This window comes from Alteromonas sp. 14N.309.X.WAT.G.H12, assembly GCF_036697315.1.
GTDB lineage: Bacteria > Pseudomonadota > Gammaproteobacteria > Enterobacterales > Alteromonadaceae > Alteromonas.
Genome location: NZ_JBAHZB010000167.1, coordinates 1 through 5,195 on the forward strand (window position 1 = coordinate 1; position 5,195 = coordinate 5,195).

Consider the following 5,195-nt stretch of genomic DNA (forward strand, 5'->3'; position numbering starts at 1 on the left):
AAAATCTAAAATCCAATAGCCGTGATAACCGGACGTTCCTGCCTGCATAGCGCGATTTCGCAACACCGGCGTCAGCCAAATAGCCGTCACGCCCATCTCATCAAGATAGGGTAATTTGTCTATCAAACCGGCAAGATCACCCCCGTGAAACATGCCTTTGTGAGTAACATCAAACCCGCCTCGAGATAAAGCGCGGGCAGTATCATTCGCCGCCGCTCCCAGATCATTGCTTTTGTCACCATTGGAAAACCGGTCCGGTAAGACAAAGTAAAACACTTCATCTTGAAAAGGACGCTGGGCATAAGGCAGCAATTGACTGGCTTTCCCCCCCATATTTTGTACTTGTTCAACGGCAACGGGCTGGCTAGGTACCGTCACCTCTGCACATGAGCAAAGGACGCTACCAAGAAGCAACGCGGCGGCAATTTTGTTATAAGAATAAGTGCGTTTCATGGTTGTCTCGATTCTCAATAATTAGGTGTGATAGGTGGCATAAAAACATGAAAACGGGGGCAGGATGAGGTCATCATCGCGACGTGTTGCCTGACGCAAGTTATGACCTTCTAACGGCTGCAGTTTTTTCCCTTCATCAATGTTAAGACTTAGCGTTTGCTCCGTGTTGCCTAAATTAAAGCACACATAAATACGCTCCCCTTCATATTCCCGCGTAAACGCCAGCAGTGGCTCGGGGGTATCGATAAAGGCTATGTCGCCATAACACAAAGGGGCATGTTGCTTACGCCATTGGTTAAAATGACGATAACTATTGAGCACCGAGGAGGCCTCGGCGTCTTGTACATCAACGGCCAGTTTATGATGTTCATCAGGTACGGGTAACCAGGGCTTGCGTTGGCTAAAACCCGCATGTTGTTTTCCCTGTTCCCAGGGATGAGGGGTACGGCATCCGTCGCGCCCTTTAAATTGGGGCCAAAAGGTGATGCCGTAAGGATCTTGCAAATCCTCATAAGCAATATGGGCTTCGGTAAGCCCCAACTCTTCCCCCTGATAGCTACAAACACTGCCTCTTAATGAGGTGATTAACCCATACAGCATCTTAGCCAAATAGGGCTTTTCCTGGTCATCCACGCCTTCGCCCCAGCGTGATAAAACCCGCTTGGAGTCGTGATTGGAAATAGCCCAGCATGGCCAGCCGTCTGACATCTTTTCCTCTAAGGATCCCACCACCCGGCGAATATAAGAAGCCGAGAATTCCTCAGTCAGTAAGTCAAAGCTATAGCCCATATGCAATCGCTTATTGCCCTGGGTATATTCGGCCATGGTTTTTAGCGAATCTTCCGAAGAAATCTCGCCTAAAGCCACAGCGCCGGGATACTGATCTAACAACGCTCGGATCTTCTCCATAAAATAGAGGTTTTCGTCCTGCGTATTATTAAAATAATGATACTGATAGGCGTAAGGGTTTTTAGCATCAAAACCAATACTGGTTCTTAGCTCCGGTGCTTTACTGGGGTTATCCCGCAATTTGGCATCATGGAAGCAAAAATTAATGGCATCTAAACGGAAGCCATCCACACCCCGTTGCAGCCAAAATTCAATATTTTCCAATGCCGCTTTTTGCACCTCAGGGTTATGAAAGTTCAGATCCGGTTGGCTTGACAGAAAATTATGCAAATAATATTGCTCCCGCCGTGGCTCCCAGGTCCAAGCGGCACCACCAAAAATGGATAGCCAGTTGTTCGGTGGCGTGCCATCGTCTTTGGCATCCGCCCAGACATACCAGTCCGCTTTATCGTTGGTTTTATTTTCTCGTGATGCTAAAAACCAGTCATGTTGATCCGACGTATGACTTAGCACCTGATCCACCATCACTTTCAACCCTTTTTCATGGGCTTTAGCAATTAGCTGGTCAAAATCAGACAAGGTACCGAAAATCGGATCGATATCCCGATAGTCACTAATGTCATAGCCAAAATCTTTCATGGGCGACTTAAAGAAGGGCGATATCCAAATCGCGTCCACACCTAAACTGGCAATGTAATCTATCTTGTCGATGATACCGGGAATATCACCAATACCATCATTGTTAGCGTCATAAAAACTACGGGGATAAATTTGGTAGATGACGGCGCCGCGCCACCATAATTGTTCAGACATAGGGAACCTCAATGAATCAGAGTGCTACCAACTTTTTCCATTGGCATTTTCATGCAACAAAGCATACGGAATTCAAATTTGAGGTTATACCCTTTGCATACGTATTCAGGCTATGCAAAGCAATAAAGTCGTTATTATTGTTAACGTATATCTAACAACTCAACATGGAGTTCTTGTGCTCAAATTAAACGTTAAGTCCTTGTCAATTTGGCTACTTATCACTTTTGTCTGCTTTTCTGTCGATGCAAAGACCCCCTTTGATAACAGCCAGTTCACACATCACTATGTTGCGCATCACATCGAAAAACATGCGCTTACCGTAGAAACAGACAAGGGTGAGATAACGTTTAAAGTACTCAATTCCAACGCCATCAATGTGATATTTCATGCTTATCAAAATCCTCTGCCCGCCTCTCAATTACCGTCATTTGCCAACAAAGAAGGGGTAACTGCACGCCCCATACAAGTTATGGATAGTGCAAACGCGCTAACCATTAATGCTGGAGATCTTAAAGCTATTATCACGAAACACCCCTTTGGCGTTCGCTACCAGCACAAGCAACGGGATTTGATCCGTGAAGAAAGTGGCTTTTTTCAGGGGCAAGTCATTGAAAATGAGACAACCTATACAACAGAAGGTGTGCGCTTTACATTAACCGATAACGAGCAACTTTTAGGCGGTGGCGAACGCACAGTAGGCATGAACCGTCGGGGATACCGACTGCCGTTATACAACAAGGCCGATTACGGTTATACCCACCAATCCACCCAAATGAATTTTAGTATACCGGCGGTGATGTCGAGCAAAAAGTACTTGATATTGTTTGATAACTCGGCAAAAGGCTATCTGGATATCGGCGCAAGCCAAGAAAACATATTGTCCTTTGAGGCCGTTGCCGGGCGTATCGCTTATACTATTTTCAGCGGTGATCAGTTTACTGATATTATCCGCAACTATGTTGCGGTGACAGGCAAGCAACCCATGCCGCCACGGTGGGCATTAGGAAACTTTGCCTCCCGTTTTGGATACCACTCCCAACAAGAAGTACTACACACCGTGGATCGCTACAAACAATTGGATATTCCATTGGATGCGGTGGTGATGGATCTCTACTGGTTTGGCAAGGACATCACCGGCCACATGGGGAATTTAGATTGGGATCGCCAACACTTTCCCCAACCACAGGAAATGCTCCATCAACTCAATCAACAAGGCGTTAATCCCATCCTGATCACCGAGCCCTATGTGCTTTCCAGTTCAAAACGCTGGCAACAAGCGGTACAACAGGATGTGCTGGCAAAAGATGCCCAGGGAAAGCCCAAAACCTTTGATTTTTATTTTGGCAACACCGGTATTATTGATATTTTTAACGCCAAAGGGCGCCATTGGTTTAATGCGATTTACGCCACCTTACATGAACAGGGCATTAAGGGCTGGTGGGGCGATTTAGGGGAACCGGAAGTACACCCTGCCGACACACTGCATCAACTTGATGATGGCGCCTTTATCAGCGCGGACGCCATTCATAATGTGTATGGTCATCAATGGGCCAACATGCTGTATCACAACTTGCGCCAGCTTAACCCAGATGAACGCCCCTTTATCCTAATGCGTTCGGGGTTTGCCGGTTCCCAGCGCTACGGCATGATCCCCTGGACGGGAGACGTCAATCGCAGTTGGGGAGGACTCCAACCTCAGGTCGAGCTAAGTTTGCAGATGGGCCTGTTTGGTTTAGGTTATACCCACTCTGATCTCGGCGGCTTTGCCGGGGGGGAACACTTCGACAAAGAGCTGTATCTTCGCTGGTTGCAATATGGCGTGTTCCAACCTATCTTTCGGCCCCATGGTCAACAAAACATTGCCTCGGAACCCGTATATCACGACAAACAAACCCAGGATATTGCCCGTGATTACATAAAACTTCGCTATCAGTTATTACCCTATAACTACACCCTGGCATTTAAAAATAGTCTAACGGGGATGCCCCTTATGCGCCCCACCTTCTTTGCCGACGATAACAAAGCCAATGACATGAGTAATGCCCACTGCTACTTTTGGGGAGATGCCTTTTTCGTTCATCCCATTGTGAACCCGAAGCAAACGCTAATCGACGTTGACTTACCTAAGGGCACCTGGTTTAACTTTTTTACCGAACAGCGTTATCGCGGTAACCAATCCATTACTAGCGAGGTAGATCTCACCACCTTTCCTGTGTTCGTACGCGCCGGTTCCTTTATTCCCATGATAGAGCCCATACAAACCACAGCGGACTATTCTAGTGCCTCGCTGACCTTGCACTATTACGCCGATCCTTCCGTTCCCCATGGACAGGGAATGATGTACGAAGATGATGGCAAAACCTTTGCCGCCTACGAAAAAAAGCAGTACGAACAATTGCTGTTTAAGGCCGAGCAAAATCAACACGGCCTGGATATTTCCTTGCGCAAGGAAGGTTACTCCTACCCTGGAATGCCAACCATGCGCACAGTGTCTTTAGTCATACACAATATTCCTAATGCACCTAAAACGGTAACTTACCAAGGCCAAAACACTAACTTTAAATGGGCGTCAGATAACAATACTCTCACCGTGAAGGTAAAATGGCATGATGATCCGGCCAACATCACCATTGGGTTTTAATTCAGTGGGGTTTCCAGAGGCTTGTGCTCTGAATACGTATGCAGCGAATAGAGGTTATCCATGAACCTTTGTATATTGTCCGCTATAACCAAATAACAACAAGAATGTAATGACAACTAAAAGTATTTCACAAAAGAAAAGAAAATTAACATTTTGGCAAATATGGAATGTCAGTTTTGGCTTTTTAGGTGTGCAATTTGGCTTCGCCTTGCAAAATGCTAATGCCAGTCGGATCTTGTCAGATCTCGGTGCCGAATTGCATTCCCTCTCTTTGTTTTGGTTAGTGGCCCCGATCATGGGGATCATCATTCAACCCATTGTGGGCGCCGCCTCTGATAAAACCTGGAATCGTTTAGGTCGCCGATCACCCTATATCCTAGCTGGCGGCATTGCTGCGGCTTTCGGTATGGTTTTAATGCCTAACTCGGCAACCCTGACC

Annotated in this window: 4 protein-coding genes; 2 read left to right on the forward strand and 2 right to left on the reverse strand. The window is 46.6% G+C overall.

Translation table 11 applies throughout. The annotated features are described in order from the left end of the window. A partial coding sequence (locus V5298_RS19705; RefSeq protein ID WP_332933131.1) for an alpha-amylase family glycosyl hydrolase occupies positions 1 to 453 on the reverse strand: 453 nt, incomplete at its 3' end. A gap of 21 nt (positions 454 to 474) precedes the next feature. Next, positions 475 to 2,115: an alpha-glucosidase family protein gene (locus V5298_RS19710; RefSeq protein ID WP_332933132.1), complete on the reverse strand. Its 1,641-nt coding sequence runs from the start codon at positions 2,113 to 2,115 to the stop codon at positions 475 to 477. Positions 2,116 to 2,290: 175 nt separating this feature from the next. Here V5298_RS19710 and V5298_RS19715 point away from each other — a divergent pair, with 175 nt between their 5' ends. Both V5298_RS19715 and V5298_RS19720 read left to right on the forward strand, forming a co-directional pair. Continuing rightward, a complete protein-coding gene (locus tag V5298_RS19715; protein ID WP_332933133.1) occupies positions 2,291 to 4,756 on the forward strand; it encodes a TIM-barrel domain-containing protein in 2,466 nt (821 codons plus the stop codon). A 109-nt stretch (positions 4,757 to 4,865) separates the two neighbouring features. Next, a partial coding sequence (locus V5298_RS19720; RefSeq protein ID WP_332933134.1) for an MFS transporter occupies positions 4,866 to 5,195 on the forward strand: 330 nt, incomplete at its 3' end.

Excerpts from the sequence above, each read along its gene's own strand:
- V5298_RS19710 (WP_332933132.1), bottom strand. The coding sequence starts at position 2,115 with ATGTCTGAACAATTATGGTGGCGCGGCGCCGTCATCTACCAAATTTAT.